The following is a 15,612-nucleotide window of genomic DNA, read 5'->3' as shown; positions in this document are numbered from 1 at the left end:
TACTCTACCTCGCCACCGGCAAATCGGCGTACCGCGTTGTATAGGCCGGTGACAACATTTCCCGCTTCATCGCCCACGGTTTCTCAATACCCTGCCCGGCAAACCATATCTTCCCTTTGCCGGAATGATTTACGCTGTCGATCGTTTCCATCAGCGCCGCGCTGTTGGCGCGCAGGCGATTATCGTCAAACAGGTTAAGCTGGGCGACGCCGCTGCTGAAAAAGTCCGCCAGCATGACCCCGGCCTTCATATAGCGATACCCGTCGAGCCATATCCGCCCCAGCGCTTCCGTGGCGGCGCGGATGATATCGCGCGAGTCATTGGTGGGCGTCATCAGGGTGACCGAAGCCTGATTGCCGTAATAAATTTCGTTGTCCGCATGCGGGCTGGTGCGCACAAACACGCTGATAAAACGACAGTATTGATGCTCGCCGCGCAGTTTCTCTGCGGCGCGTTCCGCGTAGGCGCAAATCGCCTGGTGCATTTCCTCGTACTGCGTAATACGGTGTCCAAACGAACGGCTACAGATAATTTGCTGCTTCGTGGGGGTGAACTCCTCCAGGTCAAGGCAGGGCTCACCGCGAAGCTCGCGGGCCGTACGCTCCAGCACCACGTTAAAATGTTTGCGAATGACCCACGAGGAGGCCTCCGCCAGCTCCAGCGCCGTGGTGATCCCCATCGCGTTGAGCTTTTTCGTGATGCGTCGGCCTACCCCCCACCCCCCCTCTACCGGAACCTTTTCCAGCAGTTTACGCTGCCGCTCGCGGCCTGAGAGATCGACCACGCCGCCGGTGCCGGACCACCGTTTCGCCGAATAGTTGGCCAGCTTCGCCAGCGTTTTGGTCGGGGCAATACCGACGCCAACGGTTAATCCCGTATTTTTAAAGACCTGCGAGCGCATCTGGTGACCAAACGCTTCCAGTGACAGGCAGTGACTGACCCCTGAAACGTTCACGAACGCCTCATCAATCTAAAGGTAAGATGATTCTCTGTGGCCAATCTTTAAAAACAATTAAATCAGAGAGTTAATTTGATGTTTCTTTGTCCATAGAAAATAACTTCTATACACTGTCTTATCAAGGTATGTCCATGGGATAAAACTTCTCCCGATAAGGAGACAGGTATGAGTGATGGCTTAATGTAAAAATGAGTAATTTTCATTTCAACCACGGTACATAATATTTATTGGTCAATTCCAAATTAACATAATTACAAACCTCTAAATGACTGACAAACACTTGTCAAAAATGGAACACCTTTCTCAGACCGTCTCGCACCCTAATATTCATATTAAAAGCACTCGCAGTTATTACAGTAACTTCTTGAACATCGGATTTGAACATGCGAAAACAGTCTCCATTTCACGAACTGGATAAGCCTATATTCGTGAATGGGATCAATAAAGGAAGCCTACATATCAAACGGCGATACCACGCTTAAAGATGAAGGCTGGATCGGCATGTGTGCAATGATTCTGACCAGTGTCACTATCCGCGAAAACGCGGTAGTGGCTGCGGATGCGGTCGTGACTAAAGATGTTCCACTTGCGCGGTGGTGGGCGAAAATCTGGCGAAATTATTAAATATTGTTTTTCTGATAAAAATATCGCTACAATAACCGCACTTGATATATACAAGCTTCCGGAAAAAACTGTTCGTGGTTCAGCCAATATTGTTCTCGGATGACACCACCGAACTGAAAGCACTTTTACGATAATAATTTGTCGCCGTACATATTTCATGACTCATAGTCGCAAAAAAGTCACTTTGGCTTTGCAGGTATGCATTCCTGCAGAATGTCAGGCCAAGATGGCAAATGAAGGATATTGAGCTGATACTAAAAGCTGATGAAGTTCCGGAGGCTATCTGGCATTACAGCTTCAGAAAGTTAGGGAAAGTTCGGACGGATGCGTATTTCGGTCGTATAGCCGCTGTGTTTGATGTGCTGGCTATTCATGACATCTTCACGCATCGCGCAGAGCTGGGAGAAAATATCTGTTCTCTACCGGTAAACAGCCCATGCTCTATTTTGTGACTTCACATTCGGTGATTACGATCACTCGTATTCTCAGTCAGTCTCAGGATTCGGCGCGGTATGGACCCTGGAGATAACCGGGATACCGTAGAAATATTACATTAAATTTAAAAACTTATCATTCTAAGCGCATCTGTATAAAATGTTATGCATCACATATGCTTCAGTTAATTTTTGACGCAAGAACCATCCCTTTCTCAACTTTCCCAATACGAACAGATGACCGATAGCTGCACTACATTCCAAATGTAAACAAATTTTCAGAGCGTAAAACAGACTTCATTAATGCTAAATTGGACTAAAGATCGTTTGAGATACAAGATATGAAAAAAATAAAATAAAGCTTTAGGTCATCAACTCTTATGCGTTCTTACTCATCTCTCTTTTCTCACAATCGAGACACTATCCAGGTCACAAGCCTGTATCTCATTATCAGCCTGTATTGGCTGGTACTTATGCATCTCCCCTGGCCGAACAGCGGTGATTATGGCATGAACCTGCCAATGAACTTGCTAAGCTGGAGTGTTATTTCATTATTGGGGATGATGGTATGGCTGTTCCTGCGGGTAAAAACGGTACGCATCACCACTACAGGTTTGCTGATGCTGGTAAGTGCAGCGTTATTTACCATTCCAGCGTTATGGTCCTCTCACGATGCACTGCCTATCGCCTTGCCAAGACTTGTCGGTATCTGGGGTGGTTTCTTCGCTTATCTTACGCTTCTGCAGCAACCTCTTCACGAAAAGGAAACCGTTGCTCTGTTTTACCTGCTGGCCGCCGCAGCTGTTATTGAATGTGCGCTGTCACTTGCCGGGTTATTCTGCCCAAAATATCTGCCTTTTCCTCTGAATTCGCTGGCAGAAAAATACGCTGGCTACGCCCCAGGCATATTTCAACAGGTTAACGTTACCGCCTCGTTTCTTGCGACCGGACTTGCAGTACTGCTTTATCTCCTCGCTGATGTGCGGCGAGGGTTTTATCGGCCGGTAGCCGAGCGTGTGCGGTTTATGGTGATATGCGTAACCATCATGATTTTGACGGCAACCCTTGTAATGTTTCACTCCCGCATTGGCTTGATCGGCGGGATCACGGCAATGGGTTGCTCGTCAGTACTGTTTAGCCAGTCGCGTTTTCGGCACCGTACCACCCGAATGCGGCGGGCGCTAATTCTAACCCTGCCGCTGCTCGGCGGGCTGCTTGGTACGCTGATGATTCATCAGTCAGTCATTGTTTCGCTGCTCCATGAAAGCTCTAATCGCCAGCGCTGGCTAACCCTGGAATACACGCTGCGCATGATATGCTTACACCCATGGCAAGGCTGGGGTCTGGGAATGTTCGAGTCGGCGTTCCAGCATTACATGGCTGCATTACCCGGTGGTAACCCAAGCCGGGAAATGATGCAGCATCCGCACAACGAAACTCTCTTTATATGGGCAGAAGGTGGCGTGCTGGCGCTGGCAGGTGGACTTTGCCTGCTGTGGGGCTGGATTGTGCTATGCCGTCGCCGCAAAAATATATGGCAGTGGTCAGCACTGTTAGCAACTTTTCCGATCCTGTTCCACACTCAGGTGGAGTTTCCGCTGTACTACTCGGTAGCGCATTTCTTTGCTTTACTGCTATTGATGGCAGCCTCCGAAGGGAATGCTCCCGCTTTAACCCTGCGCCCCACCCTGTTCCGGTTGCCACTCGTGGCTGTTGCATTATATGGCGTAGTGCTCTCTATTCAGCTCTTTTGCGCGAGCATCACGCTGGGGAATTTTGAAACGGCCCGGCTTGCAGATCCACACATTATTACCCGTCTGCACGTCCCATGGCTGATGCAGATGCGTTATCAGCGAGATATTACGCTTTTGCATCTGGCGGATTTCAATGAGCATGGCGATTTGGTCGAACTGGAAAAATATGCTCAAAGTAATGGCCAGTGGATAACGCTGCATATGGAAGAAGATGCGTATAACGATCAGATCAATATACTTTATTTCTTACAGCGGCGAGCAGATGCGGAAAATTTGAAATCAGAGGCTCACCGCCTGATGCCATGGGACGATCGTTTTAATCCATAAATGAACATTCAGAAAATTTAAACCGCGTTTTTATACGCGGATTTTATATATTGATGCGTGTATAAAATGCAGTCTAAATTATTGCTTAACGGACCTTCTCCTTGATGGTCCGATATTATTATACCTGTAGTTTATATCATTATCTTGCGCGGCGCGAAGATGGCGAAACACCTCCGGACCGCTTATCACAATAACTAGCAAAGGTCGTCATTATGGCAGTACGCAAGATAGTTCAGAACGCACAGCCAAAGAAAGCGTTAAACATAAAATCCGCCGTTTTGCGATCAGTTATGCAGTGAATTCGCCAGGATATACGCTCTTTACTTCGAGGCTCGTGAAGGGTAAATGGCTGGAAGCCGCGAGTTTTATCACGACCACATCGGCTGATATTGTGGTCGAAAACGAGTGAATGGAGCTGAAGGTAATAGCTAAACCCGAGAAATCGGTGGTGAAAGAGATTGTGTCTGCGCTGGTTATACTTAAAACGCGAGAATTGAAGAAGTTTATAGATCGGATTGAGAAGAAGCATGGGTAATCAATTCGCGCCCGGGCATCCTGCCCGGTTAATCTCTGGAAATTAGTATTTGGCCAGGACTTACGATTACTTTTTTAAATTTACTCACAGGAATTAAATATATTTTCAATTATAATAGAAATTAATTACAGCAACTGCGTTTGCTTGTCCCGCAGTAATTTCCTGTTGAGTTTGTACATATCTCGCCCCTAAAGTAAGTGATATTACACTTTGCTGTATTTGATCAACAACAGTAAAAGGTGTATTAAGAGTAATAGGTGTTCCATCACGAACGATCTGAACAGCTATTCCTGAAGCTCGATTTACTGTATCAGTTATCTTGATGGCATTATCATAACCCGACTCTGGTGTGGCAGCAATTTCACCACGTATTGCTAATCTGCCACTACATTGCATTTTTATTGTAAAATCCACAGTTTTTGAAGTAGAGTTCACACCATTAAAATCAGTTTTAGCAAAAACTGTACCCATAGGAATACTAATATTACTGGTGTCTACATAGCAAGGTGATTCATAAGTGGCTAATATATGTACTTGACCTGCGAAAATTGTAGCCTGGGAAGTACTCGCGTCTGTTCCAGCATAAATTTTGATTGTAGCAAGACTTGATTCATATGGCATATGTTGGATAGACCCTGTTTTAATCACTCTGAAAATCTTTTTAACATCATGTAAGTTCGTTTTTTCCAGAGGATCAACCGTTTTGATGACTTTACTTGAACCATTATCTGTGAAATATGCACCACCCTCAATTACCGCTTGAAGACCAATACCACGCACTGATGTAGTTACAATATGATTTTGCTCATCATACATCGAATGGTCTGTATACATAGGAGTTATTGAAATCGTATTATCACCTGTACACATTACATTATCAGCACTAGATGATGCTCCTATTGCAAAATATCCGAGAGTTGCGCCAACAGGCGTTTGCACATCATCATAAACTGGAGGAATTACTATAGTCGCAGAAGTGACCGCACCTGTATTTGTGCATTTAGCATACGCAACATTCAACCCAGATATAAAGAGAACAAAAACTGCAGCAAGTTTCTTTAGCTGTTTATAATTTATCACATTCATTACCTCAAGATAACACAGGGAACTTAAATAACGCAATTAACACACATCAAAAAGCAATCATCTTTTTAATGGATAACGAATTTACCTTATATAAGGAGCCTCTTATAAATACTATTACTTATTTTTATTTGGCAATAAAAATATAACTTTACTTTATCCATAGTTTATAACAAACGTCGCTGTCACATTCGCCACCCCCGCCGAAACGTTATCCATCACAGCCATATATCGCGCAGAAAAATCTATCGCCACCGAAACTTGCCCCGGCTTAAGTGCAATGTTCGAGCTTGTTTCTCCTGGTGCAATAAGCTGACCATTACTGTCATAGATGCCCAGCGCCAGGCCACTTGCAGAATCCTCTCCTGCTTCAATAGCAAACAGATTCGGGTTTTGCATATCCGCTGTGCCTGAAAACGTCACCGTCGCTTCGCTGGCTGCTGGGCCACAGTTTTGCAGGTTAAGCGTAAAGTGTTTAGCAGGGGAAATATCTCCTGCTCGTTTGAATTGCGAACCTGCTACGGTCCCCATATCAACGCTTTTATTTCGTGAATCCGGTGCCAGCTCGCAGGTATTATCCTGAATCGTTCCAGAAATATTAACCGTACCATCATGAGCGTTAGCCGCTGAAATACATAAAACCATCAGCAGAATCATCACACCTTTCTCTTGTCCTAAAGTCATTCGCGGATACTCACTGATAGATTAAATCGAAATACATCACCGCCGAGGCCTCGCCAGGGGTTACCGGGTAACGGGTGGACTTGTAGCGCAGTAGAAACGATAGCGTGTTATTCCCTGCATCCAGGTCAAATGTCCGTGGGGACGCCTTATTAAAAGGAATGGTTTTACCGCTATTGTCCAGCAACTCGACTCCAACGCCAGTTGCCAGTGTGCTACCACTTCCGGTATCAGTTATTGCCAGGAGCGTGGGGTTATCAGCATCGGCAGTACCGGAAAATGTCACCTGAATCGTCTTCAGTTTCTCATAGCAATTCGACAGGTTGATGTTCATCGCTTTAAATGCCGAGGTGCTCCCCACCGACGGGAAATCCTGACCAGAAAAAGTACCGATCTTCACCTTTTGATCTGCACTACCGGTGTCCACGTCACAGCTACTGGCTTTCACGTTGCCGATGACCGCCAGAGTGGAGTCCGAAGCCGACACAGCGGATGTTAGTAATAGACATATTATGAGGGCTGCGCCTGGCGTTAATATTATTGGCTTCTTCATGTTAATCCTTATTAGAGGCAAATAACGTTCATCCGGGTAATAGCAACATTTTCTCTATCCGCTGGCAGCTGATAGGCTGCGCTGCATGTCTGATCGGTTCCCTCCCCCCACTGCACCTTCAGCTTGCCCTTCGGCGCAAGTCCAGAGAGATAGACCTGCCCCTCTTCCCCAACTATGCTGCCAGCCCCCTCATCGTCACGGGTGACAGTGGCACCAAAAGGAATCGGCTCGTTGTTGTGCAGCATCGTCAGCAGCGCACGGATACCTACATGGGCTTTAAAAGAAGCACGTACCAGCGCCCCTTTGGTCGGCACCACATCAACTACGGCATCGTCAATGTCCACTTTGTCTCCCAGCGTGGTGGTGTCCAGGGCAATGCGGTTTTTGCGATAGGTATTGGCGTAAGGGAGCACGGCATAGCCGCGCCAGTCGGTCCTTACGCCGGTGGTATTTTCAACACGTACCCGGTCCGCACCCGGCGCTTCAATCAGCACGTTGGTTTCCCCCAACGGCTGGCTGAAGGTCACGCCATGACGATGGGCGACTACGCCGCCAGAGATACCGTAGTTAACCTGTTGGGAATCACCGTTATCGCTGTAGTTGTAGCTGATGTTCGAGCTGCCGTAACTGCCCTGATACGCCAGGCTAGCATTGCCGCTGTTGCCTGCACCGTTATTAGAAAAACCTTCCTGCACGGTGTAGCTCAGGTTGTTCCCTTCCAGCAGGGTCCCGCTGATCCCGGCGTTACGTGTGGCGCTACCGTGGTTGTCATGGTTAACGCTATAGGTCGCAAAAGCATTGTTCGGCGTAGTGGTGTCTTTAGGTGACAGCCATTTGCCGATGGGCAAAGAGACGTTGAGGGCGATCATTTTATCCGCCTTCGGCTGGCCTGAGGATTTGCTGTAGTTGTAGCTCAGCCCCATGTTGATATCGTGCCATGTCGTGTTGTACCCCACCTGCACCAGGGTATCTTTGTCCTCGGTATGCCAGTAGGTCTGCTGACTGCCGCTCACGTACAATGAACCCAGTCCGCCCAGCTGCTGGGAAATATCAACCTGCACCTTGCCACGTTTGGTGTAGTAGAGGTTGTAATAGTCATACCAGTGGGGATGGTCATTATTGGGATCGGCGTCTTCGTTTTCCGGATCGCTGTTATAACCATCCATATGTTTGTAAGTGGTATCAGCGAAGGTGTAATACCCGGATGTCGAGTAGCGGTACCCCAGCAACTGGAAATTTGTGCCAAACTCGTTGAGGGATTTGGCATAGAGCAGGCGCAGCGACTGCCCACTATGCTGAGAGTCATCATTCAACGTGCTTTTCGCGCCGGTGATATCCGCTGATAGTGCCCCCCAGTTCCCCATATTGACTCCCGCCCCGAACGCAACGGCTTTGTAGTTGCTGGAGAGTTGCGTGCCGCCATAAAGGGTAATACCGTGCGCCAACCCCCAGATCAGGGTACCCTGGCCAAACGGCGTCTGCTCCTGCTGAGCATTGCTGGTGCGATACTTCGCAGCGGTTAGAGAGTATTTAATGCGACCTTCACGCTGCAGCAACGGTACCGCCGAGTACGGGATGCTGTAGGTGCGAATTGTTCCGTCATGCTCTTTCACTTCCACCATTAGATCGCCGCTCGAAGAGGTCGGGAACAGATCGTTTATGGCAAAGGCACCCGGCGCAACATACGTCTGGTAAACGATATAGCCGTTCTGCTTGATGGTAACCTGCGCGTTACTTTTGGCAATTCCGCGCACCGTGGGCGCAAAGCCTTTCAGGCTGTCCGGCAGCATGTTGTCATCTGAGGCCAACTGTACGCCGCGAAAGCTAATGCTATCGAACACGTCGCCCGACGTGTAGTTATCGCCCGCCGTGAACTCGCTTTTCATTGCGATAATCGTGCGCTCAATAAACCCACTGACATGCTCCCACTCGGTAGAGGTTTGTCCGTTACTGCTGGTGTTGCGGTTAAAGGTGGAATAGTCGCGATAGCGCCACGGGCCAACGTTAATCCCGCCGTTCAGGCCGAGAAAGTTACTGCTGCTTTTACCACTCTGATCTTTGCTGTTCGATCCGCTGAAGCTGTAGTTCATCAGCAGGGCATTAATGCCCTGATCCCATTTTTCGGGCGCAATGTAGCCGCGTGCGGTGTTCTTCAGCGCCGCCTGCGGCACGCTGAGATCCAGACGCTGATGACCAAAGTCGAAGCTAGCCGTTGCGCCATCAATCAAGGAAGCGATGTTGACACACTGACCGCCAACAGCCTGCGCTTTGTCTTCAGGAATATTGAGATCGATGCCCATATCTGACAGAGTTTTTGCCGACAGACAGGCCAACAGCCCCGTATCATCAACGGCAGGGTTCGCGGCTTCCTGCGCCTTAAACTCGATGTCGCGGCTGACCACGAAATCATTATTCAGGTAAACATCAACGCGATAGACGCCTGGTGCCTGTCCGCCGCCCCGCTCAAAGCTCGACAGATCGGCTATCTGCCCTTTGCCGTCGGTCAGAAAAGCCGGATTAAAATATTCGTCCGCTAGCACAGAACCTGAAAACAGGCTGGCACCAATCATCAGCGCCAACGGCGAAATGCGCCATTGCACCACTGATATCATGTGTATTTCTTTTCGGATAGCCATCACGCTTACCACTGTTAAGCTTTACAGGTCAGCACGGGAGTCACTGCGCCGAAGTCATTCAGCGTCTGGTAAGCGACAGCGCCAGCAGCCTTGATGGTCTGACTGCCTTTTGGCGGAACCATCATGTTCGGCTGTTTTTTACCTGCTACGGTAATGTTGACCAGGGTGACAAAATAGGGAGATGGGTTAGAAACAGTTAGGTTTGGACCTTCGCCCCGGCAACGCAGCATGGCGGCGGCATCAGCGGGCTTAACGGTCAGATGCGTCGGGCGAACAAAAATTTTGATCACAGACTGGGTGGCAATTTGCAGGGAATTTCCCGCCGGAGTCGATTTGTCCAGCGAAGGAATGGCTTTATTATTGAGATAGAAAACGGACTCTCTATCGTTGGGCAGCGCCGGGCCACTATAGATCATACGCAGGATATTGACTTTGCCCGGTTTCAACACAAACAGCGGTGGCGTGACAACAAACGTGGAGACTTTATTGCCCTTGTCGTCAGATACCCAGGACTGGACCAGAAAAGCATCATGCGGATCGCTGTTGGTCACATTGATACTGGCCTGTTTTGCGTCCTGAGGATAAATCACACGGGTAGCGCCCAGCGCAACGCCCGCCGCAGCTGCACTGTTTGACAGCGCGAGAGAAATAACTGAAGCCGATATACATGCAACAGCTAACGAAAGTCGTATAAGATGTGATGATGTAAAAGTGGATTTCATTGGATATTCCGAAAATTAAATTATTAATTAATCCTTGTTTCATTCCTGTACTGCTTACTGATAAATCACTGAAAAGTTCACTGCCGCGCTAGCGTCGCCCGCAACGACTTTTTCAGAGACCGATCGGTATTTGGCGGTAAAATACAAGACGGACTTACCATCAAGAACCGGATAGTGTGAAATCGGTGATGAGTTAGGAATAATTAACTCCCCTTTACTGTCGAAAATACCGATCCCCATACCTTTGGCTGAATCAGCCCCAAAACCGGCTTTAAATACCTGGGGGTCATTCTCATCAACTGAACCCGTAAAGGCGACCGAGGCAAACTGAAAAAGTCCGTTATCGCAGTTATCCAGCTTAATCCAGAAGGTTTTTGGTGCAGACCAGCTGCCACGAGACGGGAAATCTGCAGCCTTAACCTGATCCATCATCACGCTTTGGTGAAGACTTTGTGCTTCTATGGAGCAAGGTGCATTTACCACAGAACCATAAAAATGCATGTCGCCACCGCTGAAATTTACTGGACTGTTAGCATTGGCAAAAAAACTGAATAAAGGGATGATAATTATCATTAAAAAAAGACGAAACATTTTCTCTTGCTCTTTAAAAATAATTATTCGGTGTGAAACTAACGCTCTCCCTTTGTATCGGGAGAGCATTGTCAGATCAGGAGTAAGTGATCTGGAATGTCGCGATAGATTCAACCGCACCAGCGGTTGGCGTATCGGCAGTCGTCACGTAGTCCACACTCATTGGGATCTTATTGGTGCCGGTAGATAAGGACTGGCTGGAAGATTCTTTCTCTACGTCCAGTTTGTTACCATCAGGACCATACAGCTGCAGCGCCACGCCCGTTGCCGCCCCGGAACCTGCGGTGTTAGCCAGTACGCCCGCCTGGTCTGGGCTGGACTGACCGTGGAAAGTCACGGTCGCATTTGTATAGGTCGTCACATCACAATTCTCCAGATTGATGCTAAATGGCTTAGCCTGGCCAGATGCAGTGCCTTTTGTCCCCAAACTATCAAGGGTGACCTGATCCAGAGTCACGATACCATGTTCAGAATCAGCACTCACAGAGCAGGGCGCATCAGCAACGGAACCCACAAATTGAATTGTGCCGCCGCTTACCGTCGTCGTGCTTGCTGCCTGAGTAGTGAACGTTGTGCCAGCGATAAAGGACGTGGCAATAATGGCTAAAACGCGTTTTTTCATTTTTCAAACTCCCGAAACTAAATTTAACTTTCCCTTGTCACAGATTTCGCGTTAAGCGTTCATCTGACAGGAAAATTATCCAGGATTACTCTTCTCAATCACACAAAAAATAAATCCTATTTAGGATTTCAAACAGGACAGAAAATCCTGAGACATCTTCTAACTCAAGGAATATAGTTTCCTTATCAGCACGGATTTTGCTTACCACTTTATTATGGAGTGATTCACCTACCCGGGAGATTAATGTTGAAAATAATATTATCTGCACTAATTAGCTGTATAATTTCGGCAAGCTGTTTTAACGCTAACGCTACCGTCAATATTGGCGGCACGCGTCTGCTTTATAATGGTGATAAAAAAGAGGTGTCATTAAGTGTACGCAATCCGGATAGTACACCTTATCTGATTCAAACCGTTGTTGATAACCTGACTAACGATTCGCAAAAACCACCTTTTATCATTACCCCTCCGTTGTATCGGTTGGATGGTGGAAAAGAGAACTTGATGCGAATCATCATGTCCGGCAGCCTGCCGCAGGATAAAGAGTCAATGTACTGGCTGCGCGTTAAGGCTATTCCTTCTGCACCTCGTGAAAAAAATACCTTGCAGATTGCCGTCGCGACCAGCATCAAGCTGATTTATCGCCCGGCGGGACTAAAAGATATCAATGTTGAAAAAGAGAGCGAAAAACTCAGCTGGCGAGTCTCCGGCGATAAACTGGAAGTCACTAATCCGACACCGAGCTTTATCAACTTCAACGAAATTATCGTTGCCGGAAAGAAACTTCAGAACGTGTCTTATGCTGCGCCAGGCACAACCACGACTTTTACTCTCCCCTCAGGAGTAAGGAGCGGAAATCTAGAATTTAGTGTTATTAGCGACTTTGGCGCAGTGGGCTCACTGCATTCTACATCTGTATAACCGAGTTATGACTATGATTCACATTAATAAATATTTTCTTTCAACACTGACAGTGCTTTATATCGCATCGGGTCTGTCTCATTATGCCCTCGCCACCGACCCAGTGACGCTGAACATAACAGGCAACGTGGTTGCATCTCCGTGCGAAGTCAGCGCCGCCAGCGAAAATATGACTATTGACTTGGGCGGCGGTAAAGATCTGCAGACCACGGATCTGAATGCCGCAGGCAGTAGTTCTGCATGGATACCTGTTAAGGTTTCCCTGGAAAATTGCCCTGCAGGTACATCCAGCGTAACGGCAACCTTCCACGGCACCGCAGATGCAAGTGATGCGGACACCCTCTACAGCAACACCGGTACAGCAACCAACGTGGCCGTACAACTGGAAGGCAAGTCCGGAGAGGCATACGGTAACGGTAAGACATCCACAATAACTATTGCTGATGCCACTGACGGTAAACCAACCTGGGATCTACAGACACGTGCATTCAGCAAATCAGGTGGCGTGACCCCGGGAACCATCAGTTCAGTGATTACGATGTCCTTCGCCTACAATTAAAACATTTTAAAAATTCGTTAAACAGCCTAGTGACTGGCTGTTTAACGAAAAAACATTATAATTAGGTTGTTTAACTATTCATCGAATTTTTAATTTATTGTTTTTTTATTTTTTTGTTATACTTAGTAAATAATTCAAGTGGAGTTAGACAGCTATGAAACCTCTGAGGCATATTGAAAACGTCATTATGGCAGCATCCGTTCCATCAAATATTCGTAGTGCTCAGCCTCGCCAAATTATATCGCTTAGTCATTCTCCTGAACCGATGACCATGATTTTACATAAAGGTACCATGGCCATATATCGCAACAATGATAATTTATTAATGCGTTATATTAGAGGGGTTATGATTTTCGGGTTGAATGATCTAATGGATATAAATGACGGAATCTATTTGAAGGCTGGTGAAAACGTCTGCTACGAAATCATACCGACCAGAGAACTATTCGCTATTGTTGAACGTGATAATCTCTGGAAGGATGTATCATATATCCTAATGTTTAGCGCTAAACGGCTAGTAGAATCATATGAAACAAGCGTAGGTTTAAGTACTTACGAATTGATAAAAATAAACCTTCAAAATCTTATGGATGAAGAAGAATATGTGCGTTTAAATATAAATGCTTGTGATTACATCCAGGAAAAAACAAACCTATCAAGAAGCAGAATTATGGCCATTCTTCGCGAATTAAAAATTGGGGGGTACATAGAACTTACAAAAGGTATCTTAAACAGGCTCAACAAACTTCCTTCGAAGTTTTAAATTGCGATTTGAAGCATCCCCTTCTTTGATAGACATCAGCCCTCTGAAATAAACTCTTTCTGGGGGGGGAGGTAAACCAATTGTCACTATTAATGGGTTTTTTATATATGCCAAAAAAAATCATTTCCATTACAGATAATACCAACAAAAAAATGCGCGTATTATCCTCCGAAAATGAATTCGAAAACTGGTATCGAGAACAATATGATTTCAGTATGTTTTCTGAAGAAGAAATAAAGCTAGCCATTCAGGATGACAGGCCGGAAAAATACCCGTGCATCCCATTGATTATTAAGGAGGATATTGCATTGCTATATTTAAGTAACGATTTTATACTACATTGTGTAGGAGTAATATTTGATAAAAAGAGATAAACTAAAAAATATTACAGTTTGTTGCTTTTCAATCTTATGCGTTTCAAATAAATAACTTAATTAAAAATCAATAATGGTAAGAATTTAGATTGGACGGATGCGAAATTTATAACAAAGCACACGTTTAACGCTTGAAATTACTTCAGCACTAATAAAACATCACTAGATGATTTTTATGGATGGTTTATAATATATGAATCACTTTATCATCAGCAATAACAGTTTTTTACGAGAAGGGTTAAATGAGTGTTTAAAATCATTAAATACAGAACATTTCTGGTGCTGCATAGATCTGAATTATTGCAGCAGCCTAACAGAAATATACTCACTGCTAACAACAGAGGTTATAAACTCCAGATACAGAGTTTTTTTCATTGGTAACAACAGTATTTACAACGAATTATTAACACCATTACATCCTGTTAGAATGAATGATAGTCGATATAAGATTATGCATTTTTTTACTGAAAACAAGGGAGTCACTGTTGATTATGCTAAAGAATATATTTCTTCTCTCAAGGCTCTTGATCTGCTTACTTTAAATGAAAAAAAATTATGCAGATTGTTAGCTCAAATTGATATTAAAGAAGTAGCAAAACTTGAATGCTTATCTATCAAAACCATTTACGGCATGAAATACAAACTAGCAAAAAAACTACATATTAATAACCAGATGCACTTTAATCTCTTCCTTTCCAAGGAAATAAATAAAATTAAATAACAATATTTTTCTTCAGACATGATAATCTTCCCCCGTTGGTTAGTACGACGCGATGTTAGTAAGAGTTGCTGAGGAATAAGGTATGCCGTTTCCCTCAATGAGAGTAATCACTGCCGTATCGTGTTATAGATGAAATGTGGGCTCTGGTCGTCAAGCATAAATGAAGTGATTTTATCTGACCGCCGAAACCCACGAATGATTCTACACGTATCCGTATAGAATCATTCAGTAACGGTGAAAAGGAATACGAATTGCATCGCTGAATAACTGTCAGGCCTCAGGATGACGGCCTGTTTACCGGACTTTCATCAGGTGAGTTGACCAAGGGGGAGAAAACCACGATCTTCGTAGTGGCCGGAACCTGAACTTTCAGGTGGTCTGTCAGGAGATTCAGAAGGCTGGTTTTGCCGGCACCCCACTTCCCTTCAATACCAATAACGGTACTGACATTTTCATCCAAGACGCTGATGCTGTGGGCCAGCCCCTCCCCTATCGCCGTATACCCGTAACGGTCATCTTCAGCCTTCAGTACCGGACCTTCAAAGCCGGCGCGAGACAGTGCATTTTTAGTCACCATCTACAAATCTTCGTACAGGCAGCGCAGACCGGTCAGGGCCTCCGCCACCATAAAAATTCGTAACCCGTCAATACCAAAGCCTCCTTGTGGCGTGACGTTTCCCGGCGGGGAGAACATCACGCGTTCACCCTAGTGACTGTGTGCCTCCAGACAGATTAGCATCGCCAACAATGCTAG

15 protein-coding genes and 3 pseudogenes are annotated in these 15,612 nt (G+C 46.1%); 8 read left to right on the top strand and 10 right to left on the bottom strand.

The genetic code is table 11. From position 1 onward, the window contains the following. Positions 1–4 precede the first annotated feature (4 nt). A pseudogene (gene umuC, locus ACW9E7_RS08215) lies at positions 5–970 on the bottom strand (translesion error-prone DNA polymerase V subunit UmuC); the annotation flags it as partial. A gap of 420 nt (positions 971–1,390) precedes the next feature. Here umuC and ACW9E7_RS08210 point away from each other — a divergent pair. The 3 genes and pseudogenes from ACW9E7_RS08210 (at position 1,391) to ACW9E7_RS08200 (ending at position 4,097) form a co-directional block, all read left to right on the top strand. Beyond that, the gene (locus ACW9E7_RS08210; RefSeq protein WP_458727550.1) at positions 1,391–1,582 is read left to right on the top strand and encodes a hypothetical protein; all 192 of its coding nucleotides are present in this window, start codon (positions 1,391–1,393) and stop codon (positions 1,580–1,582) included. 350 nt (positions 1,583–1,932) lie between these two features. After that, positions 1,933–2,111 (top strand): annotated as a pseudogene (locus tag ACW9E7_RS08205) (type II toxin-antitoxin system RelE/ParE family toxin). 414 nt (positions 2,112–2,525) lie between these two features. Continuing rightward, the gene (locus ACW9E7_RS08200) at positions 2,526–4,097 is read left to right on the top strand and encodes an O-antigen ligase family protein (protein WP_458727549.1); all 1,572 of its coding nucleotides are present in this window, start codon (positions 2,526–2,528) and stop codon (positions 4,095–4,097) included. A gap of 640 nt (positions 4,098–4,737) precedes the next feature. On the opposite strand, the gene ACW9E7_RS08195 is transcribed toward ACW9E7_RS08200, so the two are convergent. From ACW9E7_RS08195 to ACW9E7_RS08165, 7 genes are all read right to left on the bottom strand, one after another. Next, positions 4,738–5,712 carry a fimbrial protein gene (locus ACW9E7_RS08195; protein WP_458727548.1) on the bottom strand — a complete coding sequence of 325 codons (975 nt, stop codon included), beginning with the start codon at positions 5,710–5,712 and terminating at the stop codon, positions 4,738–4,740. Between the two features lie 159 nt (positions 5,713–5,871). Continuing rightward, positions 5,872–6,372 (bottom strand): fimbrial protein, encoded by a 501-nt coding sequence (locus ACW9E7_RS08190; protein ID WP_458728379.1) that lies wholly within the window; start codon positions 6,370–6,372, stop codon positions 5,872–5,874. A 37-nt stretch (positions 6,373–6,409) separates the two neighbouring features. After that, a complete protein-coding gene (locus ACW9E7_RS08185) occupies positions 6,410–6,949 on the bottom strand; it encodes a fimbrial protein (RefSeq protein ID WP_458727547.1) in 540 nt (179 codons plus the stop codon). Between the two features lie 11 nt (positions 6,950–6,960). After that, entirely contained in the window at positions 6,961–9,579 is a 2,619-nt protein-coding gene (locus ACW9E7_RS08180; protein ID WP_458728378.1) for a fimbrial biogenesis usher protein, read from the bottom strand. 20 nt (positions 9,580–9,599) lie between these two features. Then, a complete protein-coding gene (locus ACW9E7_RS08175) occupies positions 9,600–10,307 on the bottom strand; it encodes a fimbria/pilus periplasmic chaperone (protein ID WP_458727546.1) in 708 nt (235 codons plus the stop codon). Positions 10,308–10,361: 54 nt separating this feature from the next. Beyond that, positions 10,362–10,898 carry a fimbrial protein gene (locus tag ACW9E7_RS08170; protein WP_458727545.1) on the bottom strand — a complete coding sequence of 179 codons (537 nt, stop codon included), beginning with the start codon at positions 10,896–10,898 and terminating at the stop codon, positions 10,362–10,364. A gap of 76 nt (positions 10,899–10,974) precedes the next feature. Beyond that, positions 10,975–11,520 (bottom strand): fimbrial protein, encoded by a 546-nt coding sequence (locus ACW9E7_RS08165; RefSeq protein ID WP_458727544.1) that lies wholly within the window; start codon positions 11,518–11,520, stop codon positions 10,975–10,977. Between the two features lie 243 nt (positions 11,521–11,763). Between ACW9E7_RS08165 and ACW9E7_RS08160 the strand changes: the two genes are divergently transcribed. The 5 genes from ACW9E7_RS08160 (at position 11,764) to ACW9E7_RS08140 (ending at position 14,858) form a co-directional block, all read left to right on the top strand. Then, on the top strand, positions 11,764–12,441 hold the full coding sequence (locus tag ACW9E7_RS08160; protein WP_458727543.1) for a fimbrial biogenesis chaperone: 678 nt from the start codon (positions 11,764–11,766) through the stop codon (positions 12,439–12,441). Positions 12,442–12,454: 13 nt separating this feature from the next. Then, complete coding sequence (locus ACW9E7_RS08155; RefSeq protein ID WP_458727542.1) at positions 12,455–13,000, top strand: fimbrial protein; 546 nt, start codon at positions 12,455–12,457, stop codon at positions 12,998–13,000. Positions 13,001–13,154: 154 nt separating this feature from the next. Further along, the gene (locus tag ACW9E7_RS08150; protein ID WP_458727541.1) at positions 13,155–13,763 is read left to right on the top strand and encodes a helix-turn-helix domain-containing protein; all 609 of its coding nucleotides are present in this window, start codon (positions 13,155–13,157) and stop codon (positions 13,761–13,763) included. A gap of 107 nt (positions 13,764–13,870) precedes the next feature. Next, positions 13,871–14,137 carry a hypothetical protein gene (locus ACW9E7_RS08145; RefSeq protein ID WP_325813383.1) on the top strand — a complete coding sequence of 89 codons (267 nt, stop codon included), beginning with the start codon at positions 13,871–13,873 and terminating at the stop codon, positions 14,135–14,137. 193 nt (positions 14,138–14,330) lie between these two features. Continuing rightward, positions 14,331–14,858 (top strand): helix-turn-helix transcriptional regulator, encoded by a 528-nt coding sequence (locus tag ACW9E7_RS08140; RefSeq protein WP_458727540.1) that lies wholly within the window; start codon positions 14,331–14,333, stop codon positions 14,856–14,858. A gap of 277 nt (positions 14,859–15,135) precedes the next feature. Here the strand turns inward: ACW9E7_RS08140 and ACW9E7_RS08135 are convergent, their stop codons facing one another. Both ACW9E7_RS08135 and ACW9E7_RS08130 read right to left on the bottom strand, forming a co-directional pair. Beyond that, on the bottom strand, positions 15,136–15,435 hold the full coding sequence (locus tag ACW9E7_RS08135; protein ID WP_458727539.1) for a P-loop NTPase fold protein: 300 nt from the start codon (positions 15,433–15,435) through the stop codon (positions 15,136–15,138). Further along, positions 15,436–15,564 (bottom strand): annotated as a pseudogene (locus ACW9E7_RS08130) (transcriptional regulator); the annotation flags it as partial. It abuts the gene before it with no gap. Positions 15,565–15,612 lie beyond the last annotated feature (48 nt).

Source organism: Enterobacter sp. H2G27 (assembly GCF_054403075.1).
This window is presented reverse-complemented; position numbering and strand designations above follow the sequence as displayed.